Annotated in this window: 24 protein-coding genes and 1 tRNA gene; 9 read left to right on the plus strand and 16 right to left on the minus strand. The window is 59.2% G+C overall.

The genetic code is table 11. The annotated features are described in order from the left end of the window. Positions 1 to 290 precede the first annotated feature (290 nt). Both E2K99_RS10185 and galE read left to right on the plus strand, forming a co-directional pair. Positions 291 to 812 carry a serine acetyltransferase gene (locus tag E2K99_RS10185; RefSeq protein WP_134222132.1) on the plus strand — a complete coding sequence of 174 codons (522 nt, stop codon included), beginning with the start codon at positions 291 to 293 and terminating at the stop codon, positions 810 to 812. Between the two features lie 92 nt (positions 813 to 904). Beyond that, positions 905 to 1,930: a UDP-glucose 4-epimerase GalE gene (galE, locus tag E2K99_RS10190; RefSeq protein WP_134222133.1), complete on the plus strand. Its 1,026-nt coding sequence runs from the start codon at positions 905 to 907 to the stop codon at positions 1,928 to 1,930. Positions 1,931 to 2,049: 119 nt separating this feature from the next. Here galE and E2K99_RS10195 read toward each other — a convergent pair whose 3' ends face one another. Together E2K99_RS10195 and E2K99_RS10200 are read right to left on the minus strand one after the other, a co-directional pair. Then, complete coding sequence (locus E2K99_RS10195) at positions 2,050 to 2,607, minus strand: FxDxF family PEP-CTERM protein (protein WP_134222134.1); 558 nt, start codon at positions 2,605 to 2,607, stop codon at positions 2,050 to 2,052. Between the two features lie 860 nt (positions 2,608 to 3,467). After that, positions 3,468 to 4,628: a glycerate kinase gene (locus E2K99_RS10200; RefSeq protein ID WP_134222135.1), complete on the minus strand. Its 1,161-nt coding sequence runs from the start codon at positions 4,626 to 4,628 to the stop codon at positions 3,468 to 3,470. Positions 4,629 to 4,919: 291 nt separating this feature from the next. On the opposite strand from E2K99_RS10200, the gene E2K99_RS10205 reads away from it, so the two are divergent. From E2K99_RS10205 to E2K99_RS10215, 3 genes are all read left to right on the plus strand, one after another. Further along, the gene (locus tag E2K99_RS10205; protein ID WP_227022623.1) at positions 4,920 to 5,174 is read left to right on the plus strand and encodes a hypothetical protein; all 255 of its coding nucleotides are present in this window, start codon (positions 4,920 to 4,922) and stop codon (positions 5,172 to 5,174) included. Between the two features lie 283 nt (positions 5,175 to 5,457). Beyond that, positions 5,458 to 6,213: a hypothetical protein gene (locus E2K99_RS10210; RefSeq protein WP_240733885.1), complete on the plus strand. Its 756-nt coding sequence runs from the start codon at positions 5,458 to 5,460 to the stop codon at positions 6,211 to 6,213. Positions 6,214 to 6,352: 139 nt separating this feature from the next. Further along, positions 6,353 to 6,429, plus strand: a tRNA-Pro gene (locus tag E2K99_RS10215). Positions 6,430 to 6,491: 62 nt separating this feature from the next. Here E2K99_RS10215 and E2K99_RS10220 read toward each other — a convergent pair. From E2K99_RS10220 to E2K99_RS10250, 6 genes are read right to left on the minus strand one after another with little or no spacing between them, the layout of a single operon-like run. Beyond that, positions 6,492 to 7,670 carry a tyrosine-type recombinase/integrase gene (locus tag E2K99_RS10220; RefSeq protein WP_134222136.1) on the minus strand — a complete coding sequence of 393 codons (1,179 nt, stop codon included), beginning with the start codon at positions 7,668 to 7,670 and terminating at the stop codon, positions 6,492 to 6,494. Then, positions 7,667 to 7,894: a DUF4224 domain-containing protein gene (locus tag E2K99_RS10225; RefSeq protein WP_039788619.1), complete on the minus strand. Its 228-nt coding sequence runs from the start codon at positions 7,892 to 7,894 to the stop codon at positions 7,667 to 7,669. Before E2K99_RS10225 ends, E2K99_RS10220 begins: the two co-directional genes overlap by 4 nt. Next, positions 7,894 to 8,583: a hypothetical protein gene (locus E2K99_RS10230; protein WP_205703773.1), complete on the minus strand. Its 690-nt coding sequence runs from the start codon at positions 8,581 to 8,583 to the stop codon at positions 7,894 to 7,896. Before E2K99_RS10230 ends, E2K99_RS10225 begins: the two co-directional genes overlap by 1 nt. Further along, positions 8,580 to 8,993: a hypothetical protein gene (locus E2K99_RS10235; RefSeq protein WP_240733886.1), complete on the minus strand. Its 414-nt coding sequence runs from the start codon at positions 8,991 to 8,993 to the stop codon at positions 8,580 to 8,582. Before E2K99_RS10235 ends, E2K99_RS10230 begins: the two co-directional genes overlap by 4 nt. After that, the gene (locus E2K99_RS25870; protein ID WP_240733887.1) at positions 8,990 to 10,540 is read right to left on the minus strand and encodes a hypothetical protein; all 1,551 of its coding nucleotides are present in this window, start codon (positions 10,538 to 10,540) and stop codon (positions 8,990 to 8,992) included. Before E2K99_RS25870 ends, E2K99_RS10235 begins: the two co-directional genes overlap by 4 nt. Continuing rightward, entirely contained in the window at positions 10,530 to 11,462 is a 933-nt protein-coding gene (locus E2K99_RS10250) for a ParB/RepB/Spo0J family partition protein (RefSeq protein ID WP_134222138.1), read from the minus strand. The genes E2K99_RS25870 and E2K99_RS10250 overlap by 11 nt, the downstream gene beginning before the upstream one ends. A gap of 85 nt (positions 11,463 to 11,547) precedes the next feature. Between E2K99_RS10250 and E2K99_RS10255 the strand changes: the two genes are divergently transcribed. Beyond that, complete coding sequence (locus E2K99_RS10255) at positions 11,548 to 11,889, plus strand: hypothetical protein (protein ID WP_134222139.1); 342 nt, start codon at positions 11,548 to 11,550, stop codon at positions 11,887 to 11,889. On the opposite strand, the gene E2K99_RS10260 is transcribed toward E2K99_RS10255, so the two are convergent. The 5 genes from E2K99_RS10260 to E2K99_RS10275 form a co-directional block, all read right to left on the minus strand. Then, the gene (locus tag E2K99_RS10260) at positions 11,882 to 12,796 is read right to left on the minus strand and encodes a recombination-associated protein RdgC (RefSeq protein WP_134222140.1); all 915 of its coding nucleotides are present in this window, start codon (positions 12,794 to 12,796) and stop codon (positions 11,882 to 11,884) included. The genes E2K99_RS10255 and E2K99_RS10260 overlap by 8 nt on opposite strands. A 9-nt stretch (positions 12,797 to 12,805) precedes the next feature. Continuing rightward, the gene (locus E2K99_RS10265; RefSeq protein ID WP_134222141.1) at positions 12,806 to 13,525 is read right to left on the minus strand and encodes a hypothetical protein; all 720 of its coding nucleotides are present in this window, start codon (positions 13,523 to 13,525) and stop codon (positions 12,806 to 12,808) included. 336 nt (positions 13,526 to 13,861) lie between these two features. Then, positions 13,862 to 13,996 (minus strand): hypothetical protein, encoded by a 135-nt coding sequence (locus tag E2K99_RS26070; RefSeq protein WP_276321825.1) that lies wholly within the window; start codon positions 13,994 to 13,996, stop codon positions 13,862 to 13,864. Continuing rightward, positions 13,993 to 14,352, minus strand: coding sequence for a hypothetical protein (locus E2K99_RS10270; protein ID WP_134222142.1), 360 nt, complete (start codon positions 14,350 to 14,352; stop codon positions 13,993 to 13,995). The genes E2K99_RS26070 and E2K99_RS10270 overlap by 4 nt, the downstream gene beginning before the upstream one ends. A gap of 32 nt (positions 14,353 to 14,384) precedes the next feature. Continuing rightward, entirely contained in the window at positions 14,385 to 14,720 is a 336-nt protein-coding gene (locus E2K99_RS10275) for a hypothetical protein (RefSeq protein WP_134222143.1), read from the minus strand. Positions 14,721 to 14,981: 261 nt separating this feature from the next. Between E2K99_RS10275 and E2K99_RS10280 the strand changes: the two genes are divergently transcribed. Beyond that, on the plus strand, positions 14,982 to 15,395 hold the full coding sequence (locus E2K99_RS10280) for a zinc ribbon domain-containing protein (protein ID WP_134222144.1): 414 nt from the start codon (positions 14,982 to 14,984) through the stop codon (positions 15,393 to 15,395). A gap of 24 nt (positions 15,396 to 15,419) precedes the next feature. On the opposite strand, the gene E2K99_RS10285 is transcribed toward E2K99_RS10280, so the two are convergent. Both E2K99_RS10285 and E2K99_RS10290 read right to left on the minus strand, forming a co-directional pair. Then, positions 15,420 to 15,971, minus strand: a complete 552-nt coding sequence (locus E2K99_RS10285) for a thermonuclease family protein (protein ID WP_134222145.1) — start codon at positions 15,969 to 15,971, stop codon at positions 15,420 to 15,422. A 22-nt stretch (positions 15,972 to 15,993) separates the two neighbouring features. After that, a complete protein-coding gene (locus E2K99_RS10290; RefSeq protein ID WP_134222146.1) occupies positions 15,994 to 16,719 on the minus strand; it encodes a LexA family transcriptional regulator in 726 nt (241 codons plus the stop codon). A gap of 114 nt (positions 16,720 to 16,833) precedes the next feature. On the opposite strand from E2K99_RS10290, the gene E2K99_RS26210 reads away from it, so the two are divergent. Together E2K99_RS26210 and E2K99_RS10295 are read left to right on the plus strand one after the other, a co-directional pair. Continuing rightward, positions 16,834 to 17,025 carry a helix-turn-helix domain-containing protein gene (locus E2K99_RS26210; protein WP_406851279.1) on the plus strand — a complete coding sequence of 64 codons (192 nt, stop codon included), beginning with the start codon at positions 16,834 to 16,836 and terminating at the stop codon, positions 17,023 to 17,025. After that, positions 17,022 to 17,210, plus strand: coding sequence for a hypothetical protein (locus E2K99_RS10295; RefSeq protein ID WP_134222147.1), 189 nt, complete (start codon positions 17,022 to 17,024; stop codon positions 17,208 to 17,210). The genes E2K99_RS26210 and E2K99_RS10295 overlap by 4 nt, the downstream gene beginning before the upstream one ends. Here the strand turns inward: E2K99_RS10295 and E2K99_RS10300 are convergent. Beyond that, positions 17,201 to 17,449 (minus strand): hypothetical protein, encoded by a 249-nt coding sequence (locus tag E2K99_RS10300; RefSeq protein ID WP_134222148.1) that lies wholly within the window; start codon positions 17,447 to 17,449, stop codon positions 17,201 to 17,203. The two genes, E2K99_RS10295 and E2K99_RS10300, sit on opposite strands and share 10 nt — an antisense overlap. Positions 17,450 to 17,468 lie beyond the last annotated feature (19 nt).

The raw sequence follows: 17,468 nt of genomic DNA on the forward strand, positions 1-17,468 counted from the left end.
GTTACCGGTGAACAGGGTTGATGCCCGTCGTCATTAATTCACGCCATCCGGAGGGGCTTTCCGCCCGGAAACGCACGTGTGGCCTGTTGTCCTGCCCCTAGCCAGTGCGTCGAATTTATCATATTGTTGCGGCGCACAGATAATATTGTGATGTGTAAATGGCGCTGATTTCAACCAGATTATTTTAAAAAATTGCTGCACTGAAAGAGAACTTTCTTTCATTTGAAGGCTCGGTGCAGCAGACAAAACAACATGCAGCTTTGCCAAGCGCTAAATGAAAGGATTTTCCGATGAGCAAGGATCCTGACTGGGATGCCGACCTTCGTCGCTACAACATGCGCCGTCCTTTTCTGAAGGAGCAATCGATCTGGGCGATCTGGGTCTACCGCTGGGGCCGCCGCATCGAAGCCGCCCCGCCCGGGCTCAAGAGAAAGCTCAGCAATGTGTTCTACTGGGTGGCCTTCCGTTTCGTGGAAACCGCCTTTGGCATCAGCCTGCCCCGCACTGCCCGCATCGGACCAGGGCTGCGCATCTGGCACTTCGGCAACATCTTCCTGCACGCTGACGTGGTGCTTGGTGCGGGCTGCACGTTGCGCCAGGGCGTGACCATCGGCAACCGCAGGGAAGATGGTCCGGTTCCGGTCATCGGCGACAACGTCGAGTTTGGTGCCTATGCGCAGGTCTTCGGCGGCGTTCACGTCGGCGATGGCAGCAAGATCGGTGCCATGTCGGTGGTGTTGCATGACGTGCCGGCCGGTGCCACCGTCGTGGGCGCGCCCGCGAAGGTCGTTGCGCGCGAGCCGGCGGCTTGACCTGCCGCTGCGTTTCAGGCACCGCTGCCGGGTGTGGATGTGCCCGGTCATGGATGCTTCACAGACTTCTTCACTGAACTACAAGGAACAAGATGGCCAAGCAAACGATCCTGGTGACCGGCGGTGCCGGCTACATCGGCTCTCATACCTGCGTGGAGCTGCTGCATGCGGGCTACGACGTGGTGGTGCTGGACAACCTCTGCAACAGCCGCCGCAGCGTCATCGATCGGGTGGCGCAGATCTCGGGCAGGGCGCCGGTATTCATCGAAGGCGATATCCGCGATGCGGCCCTGCTGGACCAGGTCTTCAGCACGCATGCCATCGATGCGGTGATTCACTTCGCCGGTCTCAAGGCAGTCGGCGAATCGGTGCAGCAGCCGGTGCGCTACTACGACAACAACGTCAACGGCAGCAACCTGCTGTTTGCCGCGATGGCACGGCACGGCGTCAAGAAGCTGGTATTCAGTTCGTCGGCCACGGTCTATGGTGATCCTGCCTCGGTGCCGATCACGGAAGATTTTCCCCTGTCGGCCACCAACCCCTATGGCCGCAGCAAGCTGATGGTGGAGCAGATTCTGGGCGATATTCATGTCTCGGACCCCGATTGGCACATTGCCTTGCTGCGTTATTTCAATCCGGTCGGCGCGCATGAGAGCGGGCTGATCGGCGAGGATCCGAGCGGCATTCCCAACAACCTGCTGCCTTTCATCGCGCAGGTGGCCGATGGCCGCCGCGCCAGCCTGGCTGTCTATGGCAGCGACTATCCCACGGTGGACGGCACCGGCGTGCGCGACTACATCCACGTCGTGGACCTGGCGCTGGGCCATCTCAAGACGCTGGTCAAGCTGGGCGAGGGCCCGGGCGTGCGCATCTACAATCTCGGTACCGGACGCGGCAACAGCGTGCTGGAAATGCTGGCTGCCTTCGAGAAGGCCTGTGGCAAGAAACTGCCCCATCAGCTGACCGCACGCCGTCCCGGCGACATCGCCATGTGCTATGCGGCCACCGATCGCGCCGAGCGTGAGCTCGGGTGGCGTGCCCTGCGTGACGTGGATGCCATGTGTGCCGATACTTGGCGCTGGCAGTCATTGGCCAAGAAGCTGGCTACGGAAGAGTAGGAAGCGGGGAGGCAGCGTCCTTCCCGGCGCTGTCTTTAAGCAGCGTCGCTCCAAACAAAAAACGCCCGATATGAATCGGGCGTTTTCTTTTGGCAGTTCTGGCAGGCCAGTCTTGCAGGTCAGGCAGCGGTCATCTGCGAGGCTGCGAAGGACTTGCTGTCTTCGTTGCGACGGCGACGCAGGGCCACGAAGCCCACCAGTGCCAGGCCACCCAGCATCATGGCGGTGGTCGAGGCTTCCGGCACGGCTGCAACGTTCAGGCCGCCAGCGTAGAAGCCCCCATTGCTGCCGGACACGGTCCCGGCGATATTGAGCTTGTACGAACCACCGGTCAACAGCGTGGTGGGAATCGAGTAATTGGTGCCGGTCGACGTGCTGCTGGAATTGAGCACGGCGTTAAAGACCGTATTGCTCGTGGTGTTGGTCAGGGTGACGCTATTGATAGCCAGACCCAGCAGCGAACCCAGCGTAATGGTCGTCAGCGCGCCCGATGCGCTGGTTGTGCCAGGCAGAGAGAAAGTATAGATGTCGCTGAACGTCGTACCGGTGCCGGTGGTGATGACGTTGCTGAAAGTCGCGACACCATTGGAGGTGAAGGTCAGGGCAGCAGCTTGCGCGGAGGTGCCGGCAAAGCTCAGCGCCATCGCAATGGCAGAAGCAGCGAGAAGTTTTTTCATGGGATCAATCCTTAGGGTTGCGGCAATAAATGAAGAGGATTGCGCGTGGCGCTTTCCATTCAAACAAATCAACTCACTTGATGCTGGATTGCCCGTGACTCTTGCGTCTCAGTCAATCTTGTAATTGTCAGATATGAAATTTGTGCTGACAACCTCTGACAGTTGTAACAAAACATGCGTTGATGTCGGAACTATAACATTTGCTTTCTTGCGCTAGCAATAAAAAAACGACAAAAAACATAAACTTCCCGTTTTTTTTAATCGGGCGGAAACCCGCGCCAGCAAAGGATTTCGACTGTTTCCGCAGCGCACTACTGATCAGTAGTGCGCTGCGGAAATGAACTGATCCGTACGGCAATAAAATTATCTTTTCAATAATATAAGTTGTCCTTTTTTATTGTTTAAAAATCAACGATTTAGCGTCTTTTCTTCCTGGTTTTTCGCTGGGTGGGAGATGACCTCAGTATTTGCTGAAGAGGATCAGATTGCATATATGAAATTTTGGCCTCGAGATTTCGCTTTACGCTGATGCTGTGGCAACACTGTCGTAAAAAATCACATATGCGACTTGCGACACGTGGAAAGTCTCTGCCAGCGGATGCGTTTGCCGCCAACAGGGCCGCTGGCACAGTTCTTCGGACGTTCGCTGTGATTCGAATTCCTGCGGGCACTTGCCGTGGTGTCGGTACGGAGGCAGTTCAGGTGGCCCCCGGTGCGGGTGGCGGTCTTGCTGAATTCGGATGAGGTGTCTGCGCTGTTCTTCTCTCAGCTGCGTTTGGGCCGCTTCGGCGGGGCCCGGTGGATGGTTTCGGGAAAGAACGCGGCACCGTTCTGAGCACGGGCCGCGGATGGAGGCCTGCTCAACGCGGGGCTGCAGCCTGCCACAAGCGTGCCAGCTGTTCGCCGCTGTCCTTGAGCAAGCCCGGTGCCTGGGCGATGGCGTCCTGCAGGCTCATCGGTCCGAAGGTGATGGAGAAGCAACCGGAGAAGCTGGTTTGCAGCTTCTCCAGCGACTTGCGATCGATTCCGCCCGAGAGCAGGGTGGTCGGCACCCCGGCGCGGCGCGCGCGCTGGCTGGCGATGAAGGGGGCCTTGCCGTGCAGGGTTTGTGCATCGCTGCGGCCTTCGCCGGTAATGAGCCAGTCTGCGCCCGCCAGCGCCTCATCCAGTCCGATATGGTCGGCCACGGTCTCGGCACCCGAGCGGAATTGCGCGCCCAGCATCAGCAGTGCGTAACCGAGTCCGCCTGCCGCACCTGCGCCGGGCTGGCCGGCGGCATGGCGGCCGAGCGCCTGTTCCAGCACGCCGGCGAAGTGTGCCAGTGCGCCGTCCAGCAAGGCCACCTGCGCGGGCTGCACGCCTTTTTGCGGACCAAACACGGCGGTCGCTCCTTCCTCGCCGCACAAGGGATTGTCGACGTCGGACATCGCCACGAAATGGGCCTCCTTGACCCGCGCATCCAGCCCCGAGGCATCCACCTGCATCACGCGCTGCAGTTGTGCCGGCACCGGCGGCACGATCGCACCGGAGGCGTCAAGAAACTTCACGCCCAGCGCTGCCAGCAGCCCGGCACCGCCGTCGTTGGTGCTGCTGCCGCCAAGCGCTACCAGGAAATGACGGGCACCACGGTCCAGCAGTTGGCCGATGGCATCGCCGACGCCCAGCGTGGTGCGCTGGTCGACCGCGACGGCCATGCCGGCGGCATCGGTGATGCCAACGATGGCGGCTGATTCCACGACGGCGCTGCCGTCCTTGAGGATGCCTACCGGAGCCGAGGCTGGCTGGCCGGCAGCATTGCGGCAGTCGACGGTCAGGCGCTCGCCGCCGGCGTGCATGAGGGCATCGAGCGTGCCTTCGCCGCCATCGGCAATCGGGCACAGCCGGACCTGAGCCTCGGGAAGTGCTGCCAGGATCCCGGCGCCAATGGCCGCAGCCACTTCCTCAGCGGAGAGCGAACCTTTGAAGGAGTCGGGAGCGATGACGACAATGGGGGCGCGACGGGAAGAGGCAGGGGTGGTCATGATGATCGGCTTGTCCTGATGCGGGCGCGCTGCAGGGCAGGTCGCGCCGGAGGGTCTCGTTTTGATTGTGGTTCCGGAGGGTGGCCCGGCTCGGCTTGTTGCCGCGACATTATATAAGCAGCGCTGCGCTTCATTATGGCCACGCCGGTATAGGCAGTAATAACGCTTGGTGAAGATTGCTGCATCCTCGCGTCAATATGAATGAAGCGAGTAACAAATGGTAAGGAGATTGGCGAGCGCGGCGCCGCCGCGCCATAGTGTCAGGTTGGTGCCGTTGCGCCGCTGGAGTTCATGATGAAGCCCTTACCGCGTTCCGCCTTGCTGATGGCCGTGCTGCCCGCCGCATTGCTGCTGGGCGGCTGTGTGGCCGTCCCTGCCAGTCCCTACAATGGCGCGGCAGTCTACCCGGCGCAGCCGGTGTATTCACCGTATTACGCCTATCCTGCTTATCCGGCGTATCCCGCCTATCCGGCTTATAGCTATCCGTCGTCGTCCTTCTATTTCGGATACAGCAGCGGATGGGGTGGCCGCGGGCGCTGGCGCTGAGTGTTTTGCGCGAAACTGCGCGCCATCAGGCCGGTGAGCAGTTCAAAACCGGCTAAAATGTCGCCTTTGTTGATGGGTTAGCATGGCAGGGCTGGAGCGGACGGGGCGCATGAGCGGCCTGATCCGGAGCGCGCGGGCATGGACCGCAGTCGCTTATTCGCCGCTGTCTTCACACCGTATGAGTTTTATCGTTTCGTCGACCCGAACAGACATCCTTGCCCGCTCCCGGCGCAGAACTGCGCTGGGTGTTGCTTCGTCCATACTGGTGCATGCCGTGTTGTTCATGTTCGTGCGCGCAAAGCTGAACGAAACGCCTCCGAGGCTGGAGTCTCCCGGCCGTCCCGATGCGCCCTTGCAGGTCAGTTTCATCCGTCCTGCTGCACCGGTGGTGCAACCGGAACCGCCCAAGCCCGCCCCGGAGCCCAAGAAGCCGGAGCCGGTCCAGAAGAAGCCGGTCGCCAAGCCGGCGCCTCGCCGTAGCGCCCCGGTGGCGCGTCCTTCGGTTCCCCAGCGGACCCCGTTGCCGGTGACCGAGGCACCCAGCCGCAATGCGGCTGCCGCTGCGCCGGCGGCTCCTGCGGAAGATTTCATGGCGTCGTTGAAGCGCAATCAACAGAAGCGAGAAGATGCCGAGCAGGCCGCTGCCCAGGAAAATGCCGCGGCACGTGCCGCGGAAAATCCCTCTGCCAACGACATTGCCCGCGCCAATATCGCCTTTCAGGAACGGCGTGGCCGTGGCACCAATGGCGTATTTCAGATCATCAGCATGGGGCCGCGCGTGGCGCAGTACAGCTTCCGTGGCTGGACTACCGACCAGCGCCGCAGCCAGAACCAGCTGATTGAAGTCGACGCAGGGTTTGGGGGCAATGTGCAGCTGGCCGTGGTCAACAGCATGATTGCGCTGATCCGCCGCTACTACCAGGGCGACTTCAATTTCGATTCGCAGAAGCTGGGCCGCGTGGTGACCTTGTCGGCGCGGCAGGAAGATACCAAGGGGCTGCAGAATTTCCTGCTCAATGAGTTCTTTTCCGGGCGGTGACTGATCGTGATGTCGCTGCGGCGATGGCGGTTGAATTGTCAGGGAAGGGCGGGCTAGGGTGTTTCGCGAAATGATGAAAAATGTTTTGCAGAAACAGTTGATTTAATAACACAAGCGCTCTATAATCTTTGTCTTCAGTCGGGGCGTAGCGCAGCCTGGTAGCGTACTTGCATGGGGTGCAAGGGGTCGTGTGTTCGAATCACACCGTCCCGACCAATAGAATCAAGCAGTTGCGGCGAAAGCTGTACAGATAGACAGCACTGTATATTAGGGATTCTCTAATATTCAGTGCTGTTTTGCTTTGTGGGCCACGGTAACGGCAGATCGATTTCCGAGACCTGGGCAATCACTTCCTTGATGTAGATCTCGGATGTCTGCGGCGACGTATGTGCAAGCCGGGCCTGGATCTGCTCCATCGGCAGCTTCGTTCGAGCTGCATCAGTCGCGCCGAGCGCGCGCAAATCCCTGAATTGAATCCTTTCTTCCGCAGGCGAGTCCTTGTTGATGCCGAGGCGGTCGCGTGCGCGGTCCCACATCGAGAACAGGCCGCTCTTTCCATAAGCCGTTCCTTTCCGAGTCGGGAAGAGGTAGCCGGTGATCAACGGCTTGCCATGGACCTTGTATTCCCTCTTGATGGCGCGGGCACGCTGGATCACATCCCAAATCGCTGGGGTGATCAGGATGTCCACTGATTTGCCGCTGGTCTTCGCCGTCTTCGATGGCTTCAGCCGGATGTGGCCGCCGATTTCTCCCTCGATTTGCGATTCCTTGAGCGTGCGCACATCGACCGCACGCGCCCACAGCAGATAGGCTGCATCGACCAGGCAGGCAAACATAGGGCCGCTGGCGGTGGGCAGCGCCTTGCCTGTGTCGGATCTGACCTTGCTCATCATGCCGGCCTGGCGGATCGCCTGCACTTGCTCATGAGTGGGCAAAATCAGGCGGCGCTCCGTCTCATAGTCGTCCAGCTCAATCTGGTCGATGGGGTTGTCCTCGCGCAACCCTAGTTCGGAGATGATGTACTTGAACAGCTTGCGCGCCAGGGCTGTGTACTTCTGAGCGGTATTCGGGCGGTCGCTGAAATTCTGCCGGAGGAACTGGGACCAGCTCTTGGTCGTAACCTGACGGGCCGAGAAGTCGGCAAACGCTTCGGCCATGGTGTCGAGGTATCGGCCATAGGTGGCCTGGGTTTCTTCGCTATAGCGCTTCAGCTTGTGCTTTTTGAACTCGGCGCAGGCGTAGGCCATGCTTTCATTGTCTACGGCATGCGTCAGCAAGCCCGCCAGCGCCAGGTGCATCGCAGCCTCTCCATCAGCGACCCTGGCCAGCTTGATCCATTTCCTGACCTGCTTGCTCTTTGGATCGACAATGGGCTCAGCTGGGAAAAACCAGTAGCTGTTATCTCGGATGTACACGCGGCGGGGCAGGCCCTTGCCGGTCTTGCGGGAACGATTCATTTACGGATCAGGCGGAGTTTCGGTTCTTGTTTTTCCGGCGCTGCAGCAGCTTCCGGTCTGGTGGTGACATACACGCGGAGCACCATGATGGTGTTGTCCGGCCGGCGGTGGGCAGGAATACCCATTTCCTTCAGCCTCGCAAGCTGGTAGGCGGGCCGATGGTAACCGGTGACGGCCACCACCTCCTGCTCGGTCAAGGTGATCGGCTCAGCGATTGCTTGCATTATTTGATCCTCCTGAACTCAATGACCCATACCCACGGGTTTGTATCCCAGTTGCCGCCGGTGCTGCTCCATAGCTCGCGCCACGCGTCAAATGGGTCGGCCCAGTTCTTGGAGTGCGGCTCCGTCCGGAACGCGCTAAAGTAGTGATCACCACGGCCATGGTCGATTTTGTGGATCCCTTCGGCCAAGTAACGACTTCCCCACGCAGCCTCTCCTTCCCCATCCTGAAGGCGCTCCACGCGCACGCCTGTTATCTCTAGCAGGATGCGGCAGGCCCAGCGCGGCATGTGGATATTGGGACGCCACGGCTCGCCGTCATGAGCCTGGGTTGCTGCATATTCGACGCGCCGGCAGTGCTGCTGGTCGGGCACGTAGCGGGCTACACCGTATTTCACTGGTGCATCTGGGTGGCTGATCTCGACGACACCGCGCCAAGTCTCGCGTACCCACAGGCGGTCACCGACCTGGCCATAGGGGCAGGCTTTCATCAGCTGGGCATGGGATAGGTCATGCCACCGCATGGCGCTATCACGGAAGTGCCAGTCATACCCCGGCGTATCGGACCGACCAAACTGAGTGATCTTGCCGAAACCGCCGAGACGGATGATTTCACGCCTGGTGTTGGTCTTATGGCCAGCCAAAGTGGCGCGCACCATCGGTCCATTCATCAGCAGTGGTATCTCTCTCATGGTGCGCACCCTTCCTCTGCAAGTTGAAGGGTGCTGTCCGGCCGCACCTTCTTCAGCGCTTCGCGCATCCTGATAACCTCTTCCCGGTTCTCATCACGCCACTGCGCCCAGCTTTCGTGCGACAGCTTCCACTCCAGCCAATCTGGGTGATCTTCTGACGGCGCGAGCTGCTTGCGGCGACGGTCGGCGCAGTGCTGGCACAGCTGGAAGCAATGCTTGTTCGCGCGCTGGTGATGCGCACAGATGAACAGCCCGCATCCATGCTCACCACCGCCAGGCTCGCCGCCGCAGACGTACGAAATGCCGCGATCAATCTCGTTCTTGCAGCCAGGGTGGTCCCAGTAAGCCGGCACGCCGTAGCCGATGTCGCGCTTGTGGGTGTCGTCGTATCCGATGCTCCAGCCCATCATGCACCGCCTTTCTGAGGCCCTGCGGCTGCTGCTGCCTTTGCAGAATCTGCTGCAGCGTGCAGCTCGGCAGCGAACGCGGCATCCCAGCCGGCGCCATGCTGCAGGACTGCGCGGGCCATACGATGGATCACGAAGGCCTGTTCCGCTTCTGCTTTGCGGGGGATATCGTGGCCAGCCCCGCGAAAAATTTCGGCGTAGGGCGCGCAACGGAAGTTCGGCATGCCGAGGACATAGGTCAGCTCCGGTGTCAGCGCATCCGGGAAGGCCGCGGTCGCTGGTGCGCTGCACTGACTGCAACGATAGGGTTTGAACCAAGGCTTGAAGCCGGGATGCAGCTGTTGATAGCGAGCATCCGTGATGTACTTGGCGTAGGCCGGCGTCGTGCTTTCCCATGCGATAGGCTCGGCTACCTGCGCGCCATAGGCGAATTGAATGGTCGCGCCAGGATGAAGCGGCGGAGTATTGGGCGGGAGCGAGCCATCGATCCAATCAGTGATCGGAGTTCCGTCGGCCGCGACCTCACGGAAAGCCACCGGCTGCGCCACCGCTGGCGAGGAGGAGGCTAGCTCTTCGACGGCCTTGTCATAGATCCGCTTGATGGTGTCCCATTCAATAGGTACATCCACTTGGTACGAGCCTTGGCCGTTGCATTCTTCGCAGCCGTCGTCGGGCTCTTCGTGGTTGCACTGGCTGCAGTGGTAAGTCGCCTTCTCGGCGAACTCGCCAGACAGCGCTGCCTTCGCCCCGTTCTCCGCTGTCAATCGGCGCGGCATCAGCACGTAGCCTTCAGGCGCGGACGATGCTGGCAGCGCGAGAGAGGCGGCATACTGACTGGCATATAGATGCAGCATGTCCGCCGTGTATAGCGGCTCACTGCCATCGCCCGAGCCGTTGTAGTGCGTTTCAGGAAGCGGCGGCGGGGTGCGCTGGGCAAGCAGCTTGCGGAGGGCCAGATACTCGCGCAGGAGCTGCACGATTCGTCCATGGCCCATGAAGTGCGGGCCATTCGCTGCATTGGTGTATGCATCGATCCAGACCTGGATGCCGTCCAGTGGAGTGAGCTGCAGGCCGACCACTGGGCGGGCATCACCGATGGGTTTGCCCAGGATCCACAGGAACATGCAGAAGTTCGCCACATCGCGCGGATCGCCTTTCTCGACGTGCTCGCGCAGCATGTAGGAGAGCTCGGCGGGGTCGCATTCCTGCCAGCCGCTGCGGCCTTTGGCGCGTGCGTCCGCCAATTTGGCCTTCATGACCTCGGCGAACTGATCCACCGCAACATCATCCGGATGCTTCACCGCGATATCGGCCGCGACCTGCAGCGAGACGACAGGATGCGCAGTGCCACGCACGCCCAGCACGATATTGGCGCCCTTGTTCAGTGCCTCCAGCTCGGGTGGGGTCGGCTCCCAGGCCGAGAACATGAAATTCCCTTCAGCCGTCTGGACATCGAGGATTGGCAGGACGCCGCAGGACATATCCTTCCCGTCCCAGTCGGCTGGCGCGCCCAGTTGGCGCGTAGAGCCCTCAATGCGCTTAATCAGCATGATCACCTCCAGTGGTTGCGGTGGGAGCTGCATCGGCCTTGCTGGAGGCCTTTTTCTCCGCCTTGGCGCGCAGTGCTTGGATGGCGCCTTGCTGCGCCAGCAGCTCGTAGACGACAGCGGCGGGCAGTTCGATCACTTGATCGTCGGCGGGTTTTTCCTGCAGCACCTGGCGCACGTGTTCCGGAATGGCTTGCACCACCGCATCAACGGCCGAGACCATTGGCAGCACCGCGCGCGGAGGCGGGCTCCACGGCCGGATGGCGGCGGCGGTGATCTTCTTGCCGCCGGCGGCCGCGACGGTCTTCTTTGCCGAATCCAAGATCTCTGCGGCCTTGTCTCCATGCTCGCGCACGGCCTCAATGGCGGTGCTCGCCGCCGTCTCGCCGGCTCTGACCATCATTTGGACCGAGTGGGGCGCGGCCGATAACAGGAGCATCTGCTCAATGTGCTGGCGCGTTTTCCCTACCATCTTGGCGATTTCCTCGTTGTTGAGGCCGAACGCCTTCAGGCGGCGGTAACCTTCGGCCAGCTCCAGCGGGAGCAGCTTGCGGTTGTCCTGGCTCGTGAGGATGCGCGCCTGGCGCTCCAGGTCATTGCCTTCGAACGGTTCAATGCGGATCCATTCGATCTTCAGGCCCTCTGCGATGAGCTCTTGATCCGCAGTGGTGCGGCGGTGGCCGTCGATGACATCGACACCCTGGCCATCAGCGGACAAGCTCACCTCCAGGGGCGGCACCTTTCCGCCGCGGCGCTTGTGATCCTTCAGGCTCTCGATGTCATCGCGGTAGCCTGGCGCCTCGATGTCGCGCAGGTTGAAGCCGGGCAGGATCCGGATGGCGCTCGGGCGAGCCCACAGGCCGGCATCTGTGCGTTTGACCGCGCCGAGATCCATAAGCTTGCGCCAGCTGGGTTTGGTAGACATTCTGCTCCTTCTCGTAATAGGGTATTGCGCGGATTTATTTGGCGTTGTGGCATGATCAAGTCTCGACATACCAGAAGGCACACAAATGACTGAGCATCTTTTCTGTTTGCATACATTTTTCGCCGCACCAGAAGACCAGGGTGGTGGAGAATTCCTTGTTGGGGTAACACGCCGACAAGGTGGGTATGCAGGAAGAATTTCATTCAGCCAGCAAGGTGAAATTCGTAAGCCTCGCAAACTCATGCTTAGCTGGTTTAATCCGGGTATTAAGCACTTCACCGATGAAATGCTTATCCGGATGGCGATTAACCAAGCTATCGAGGAGAAGCGTTTCTTGGCGGCTGTAGCTGGCGATGACCCCCTGAAGTTCGAGCTCAGGATGTCCACCGCGCCTTATTCAAATGAAGATCTGAAGTTTTTTAGTTAGTGGGTGGTGCATCGGTAAGCAAGCCGCCCAGTGCATCAACCAGTGCGGCCAGCAGGCCGCTCATTTCCCCTGCGAAGAGCATGAAATCACCGTCGAAGCGCTCGTCATCGTGCTTGCCGGTCAGCTCGTGGTTTTCCTTCAGCACGTCCAGCAGTGCGATCTTCTTGATGGACAGGTTCTCGGCCAAGGTGAAACTGATCTTGTCTGCCCAGGTGATAGCCAGGCGCGTGCACTGCTTGCCGGTCTCGATGTGCTGGCGCAGCTGATCGGCTTCGAGGGTATGGCGGACATAGCGCACTGTTGCGCGGCTCTCGGCGGTCGAGCGCAGCTCGGTGTCCTGATCTACGGTGAAGCCGTCCGGCGCCTCGTCGCTCGCGAGCCAATCAGTCATAGCTGCGCCAGGCGACATCACGGTGCGGACGGTCTCCAGCGGGAATTTCGGGACGGCCTTGAACAGCAGCTTGAGCGCTTCTTCAGCCCTGGCTGGGGTGCTGCTGTCGGCCACCAGCCAACCATTGACCGGATCTATCCATACCCACATGCTGGACAGGCGTGTGAAGGCGCGCGGCAGCAGCTCGTCGGTGACCTGCTCCTTCAGTTCCTTCGTTTGCTTGCGGCCCGGCGGGAGGCCTTGCTGCTCCTCCAGTTCCTTGGCGCGCTCGCGGGTGACCTGATTGATCACCGAAGACGGCAGGATCTTCTTCTCGGTCTGCAGGCGCAGCAGGAACTGGCGATTGACCTGGTGCACGAGGCTTCCGGAGCTTTCGCGCGGCTGGATCCAGCCTTGCGACAGCATGTCCATGTTTCCGGCAGGCGTGAAGGTCTGCGGCTCCAAGTGGAGTGCCAGCGCTTCCGCTGTCATGTTCCAGTTCTTCGGCAGGCGGTAGATTTGAGCGTTTCTGAACATTGCCACCCCTTAGTCGTCGTATCGGTGGGCGGACAACTCGCGGACATCGTCGTCGTCCAGCACCTCGACAATGCGCGTGCGGCCGACGTAGAGAGACATCAGCATGGTATCGAAGGCGCTGATCACGGTCGGCATAGAGGCCGGCTTGATCAGGTTGCCGTCCAGCGTCATGCTGTAGACCTCGCCTTCCTTGGTAAAGTGAATGGCGTTTTCGGCGGAATACTTGGCCTCATCCCGTGCCTTCTTCTTGCCATACAATCCTGATCCGGGGGATTCATCGCTGTCCAAGTAGAGGCTTCCGCCGCCAGTGTCCGACTCCTCGAAGTAGGCATAGAAGGCTTCGCCATCCTCTTTGCAGAAGTCACTGCGCGCCATCTCCAGGAGTTCTTTCATGGTCACGGTAGCGGGCAGAGTCGGCAGCGTGTTCATGACTGCCTTGGACAGCGCGTTTTGCACCAGCACGAGGTTTGCGCCGGCCACCGCACTTTGCAGGGCCTGGTTGAGGATGTGCTGGAACTTCACAGTGTCATCCTTGCCCAGTCCGTGGGGCAGCACGTCCTTGAACTGTTCTGACAATGCCTTGCGGAAGTCGCTGCTGTAGTCGGTGGCGTCACGAATGGCCGACGTGATGGCCTCGGTAACGTGCTTATCGAGGATCGGCTCCAGCTTCTCTGGCGCAAGTGCTCCGACGATTGCCTTCTCGATGTCGATCTTGATGGTGATATCCATGGGTTGTCCCAGTGAGATTAAAAATGGTGGGCAGACAATTTCCGGCCGCCTGCCAGAGCGACCCGCCGGGGGGGGGGAGGCGGGCAGGGGGACTAGCGGTAAAACGGGCTCTCGAATGCGCGAGCCGAAAGACGGACTGCGGCGGTCACTTGCTTGCCGCCTCGACGATGGAATCCGTAGAGGCGGAAGAAAACCGGGATGACGGCGAGAAATCTCATTTCGTCCTCCAGCAAGCAACTTGGACAGGCGCGGCCTTGGCGGCTTGCAGCGAGGCCAGGAAGAAAACGGCGGCAACGATGAAGCACGCGCCGCATGCGAAGCCCAGGCAGAAGTTCTTCATACGACCACCAGCACGGTGACACCGAGTGCGCCGGCAAGGTATCCGGCGGCTTCGATGATGGCCGGCGAGCCGACCTTCTCGCCCGTGCTCATGGTCCCATCAGCGAAGACGTAGCGGTAACGGCAAGTCATTTGCCACCTCGCAGAGCAATGAGTTTGTCGGCTTCGCGCAGCAGCTGTTCTCGGGAAGGTGCGCGGCCACTCTCCAGCATGTCCTGGAGGATGTTCTGCGCCTGGCGACCGCTGAAAATGATCAGCAGCGCTTCCAGACGTTCGGCCGCATTCTCAGCGGCGGTCTGCAGCGGCGGCACCGAGTTCGCCAGGGCGGGTTTGCTCAGTACGTCGATGACGCGCTGGAAGCCGGCTTCCATCTGGGCGGGCAGATTCAGCAGCGCCGACAGATCGACCGGCTTTGCTGCAGGCTTCTTCGGCTTGGCAGCGCGGCGCGGAGTCGGCTTCGGGATCACTGGTTTCGTGGCGGTGGCCATGTCTTCTTCTCTCGTGATTGGCAGAGGGGTGGTCAGGCGGCGAGAGCGGATTGATGGTCTTCTTGGGCTGCAAGCATCCCAGCCTCGAATCCTTGATGGCGCGGGTCTTCGGCGCAGTACGGATTGTCGGTGGTGTGCGCGAGACCGCTGACCCAGTCGCGGTATGCCTGCGCGCCTTCCAAGCGCGCAGCCTCCCGCGTCTTGTAAGCGATGACCGCCTTGTCGGTATCAGGCAGCTTTTCGACGCATGCAGCATCGAAACCAAAAAAGATCTTCGCCTCACGCAAAGCTTGCTCATCCGTGGTCGAGCGCAATTCAGCCTTGATCCAAGATCCGTCGGCGAAGACAATTCTGTAGATGGCATTCATTTTTAGTTTCTCTCCACACGTAGACCGCAAGTAAATTGCCGGGAAGCCCTCAACCGGCGCGGAATGCTTTCAGCCAAGGCGGTGAGGGGGAGCACCGAGGGGGGCGGCTGAGGCTTTTGGTAAGTCGATGAATAGAACTATACGCGAATGGATAGATAAGTCAATACGCGAATGAATAGATTTTCCCGCGACATCTCCTGTAGCGGCAGGCTCACATTTGGAGTGGGCTACAATTCAGCAAATAAATTAGGGAGTTTCGGAATGCGACAGTTTGAAAATCAAGCGAACGGTTATGTAGAAACGTTTGATCGCGGCGGCGCTGTTGCCGGACTTCTATTCTTTGGACCGTTGTATCTCGCACTCAAAGGTCTATGGGGCCACTTCGTTTTTTACTTGGGGATTATGTTGTTTGTGGCAACAAGCGGCAGCATACCTATCATCCTGCTGGCGCACCTCATCCTTTTTCTAGGGTATGCGTTCACTATCGATTATTTGGTTGCGACCCGCTTCTATCGTAGGGGTTGGGTTGAGCTGGTGCACAATCCCGAAGGCGTAGAAGAGGAACAATTGGCGAGTGAAACCAGAAAGTGCCCTTATTGTGCAGAAGAAATCAAATCAGAGGCCATTAAGTGCAAGCACTGCTTGTCTGAAGTTTTGCCGCTCCAGCGCTCCTAGAAGACAGGGGTGGGGGCAGGCCTACTATTTGCAGCCATACTGTTTGCGACCATTTACGATGCGATAGTGACCGCCCCTTGGGCCCGTATGACAAACAGTATCTTGAGGGGAGGTGACGGCGTGCCTAAATTCCCAGGGGGCTACGGGGTTCTTTTCTGACCAAATCCCACTCTTTTTATTGCGTGCCGCCAACTCAAGATCTGGAAGGGACGCATCGGTATTGTATTTTGGGTAGACCCATGCCATTCCTTTTTGGACCTGAGCGCGATTTACCTCAATACCACCGCACCTCACAATCGCGACAGTCCTTCCGTATCTGTCCACCGACTTGGCATCATACTGAGCATCCTTGCCCCAGCAAAGATCCGAGAGCGACTGCTTCGAGCGCTGCCCAAAGGACTGGTTTTTCTCAGGCGCATCTATATTTGCAAGCCTAATCGTCAGTGGCTTTTGATCTACGAGAACGGTGATTGTGTCGCCGTCAGAGATACCAATGACCTTATGCGCATTGGCTGCGCAAGGCGCTAGTGCGAATGCAATCCAAACGAATCGAACTTTGATCGGATTGGTTTTCATATGGGCCGAGGATCTGTAAATTTTAGCCGCGCAAGAAATTGCGCTGAGCCATCACCACTTCGCCGATGAGGATGCAGTTCTCGGTTGAGCACTCCTCGCGGTGATATCGTTTTTGGTCCGAGTTGTCGGAGACTAAGAACCACCTTCCAAAATCACTGATCAAGCGTTTCACAACAGCCTGCCCGCCAAAATTCACTGCGAAAATCTTGTTGTCTCGCGGCCTGACGGACTTTGTATTGATGATGACTGTATCGCCGTCGGAAAGAGTTTCCTCCATGCTGTCGCCACGTACGGTTGTCGCCACTAATTGTTCTTTGGCTAATCCATGCTGGTCTAGCCATCGCTGGGTGACTGCAACTGGGATTGCGAATTCACTTTCGTCAAGTTCAGCTTGAAAGCCGGTGATGCCGGCAGTGATGTTGAGCTTGTAGACGGGTATCTCGACAATATCAGGGCGAGCCGCAGGCGCTGTCGAGGCGATGAGGGCCTTGAGAGCCTGCACCTTTGCGGATGGCGTTGCCGCATCTCTCCCCATTTCCCCCAAGCCCTCATTGAGCCAGTTGAAGCTGACGTTACACGCTTCTGCGAGCTTGCGCACTGTGGCAGCCTCGGGGTGGCCTTTGCCGGAATTCTTCAAAATCCTGTTGATTGTCGGCTGTGGAACGCCGGATGCGCGTGCTAACGCACTCTGTGACGGGAACCCGGCAGCAGACATGGCTTGGTCAAGACGGGTGGCAATGTTACTCATTTGGTCAATATACGTGCGCGTATAGCGCCACGCAAATATCTATCCATTCGCGTATTGAATAAGTATCCAAGCGCGTATAGAATGGCCTGCATGAATAAAGACATCGGCATCTTGATGCAGGAAATTCGTTCAGCGACACGCTGGAGTGAGCCTCGCTTGGCCAGTGAAATCGGAGTCTCTCAGCCGACCGTTAATCGAATTCTCAACGGTCAAGCGGATTGCAAAGCCAGTACGTTGCGCGCAATCGAGTCTCTGCATAGCCGCGTCGTTGCGACAGACGCACCAGCCCAGGAGGGTGCGCAATGAAGCGGTTGGCGTCATGGATTCGTCGCGCGTACATCGGTGCTGTGCTGCGTCTGATCGGCGCAGCCGTTCGCATCGAGATCGCACGACAACGAGAAATAGAGGCATGTATTTCCCGTGCCGAGCAAAAAGATCTGGCGAATCGAATTGAGCGCAGTGTCAGCGAGTGCTTGCGACGTCAGGTCTGATCCTGGGACTGATCAGACAGTTGTTTCTGGAAAGGCTGCAGGAATTCTGCAATTTGCTCAGTCATCGCAGATTGACGTTCGTTTGCCGCCATATAGCTCTTGAGATCGTCCGATAGCGCATTGATTAAAGAGAGAAGGGCGGCGGACTGCTCTGGTTCGAGAGTTTTGCATATTGCGCGCAAGACGATGTCGAGTGAGTAGGACTTTGCAAGCGCCAGCTGGATATCCGAGAGTTTCATGGAGGCCCCTTTGTGATTG

Origin of the sequence: Herbaspirillum huttiense, from assembly GCF_004367745.1 — a bacterium.
In the GTDB taxonomy this organism is placed as follows: domain Bacteria; phylum Pseudomonadota; class Gammaproteobacteria; order Burkholderiales; family Burkholderiaceae_D; genus Herbaspirillum; species Herbaspirillum huttiense.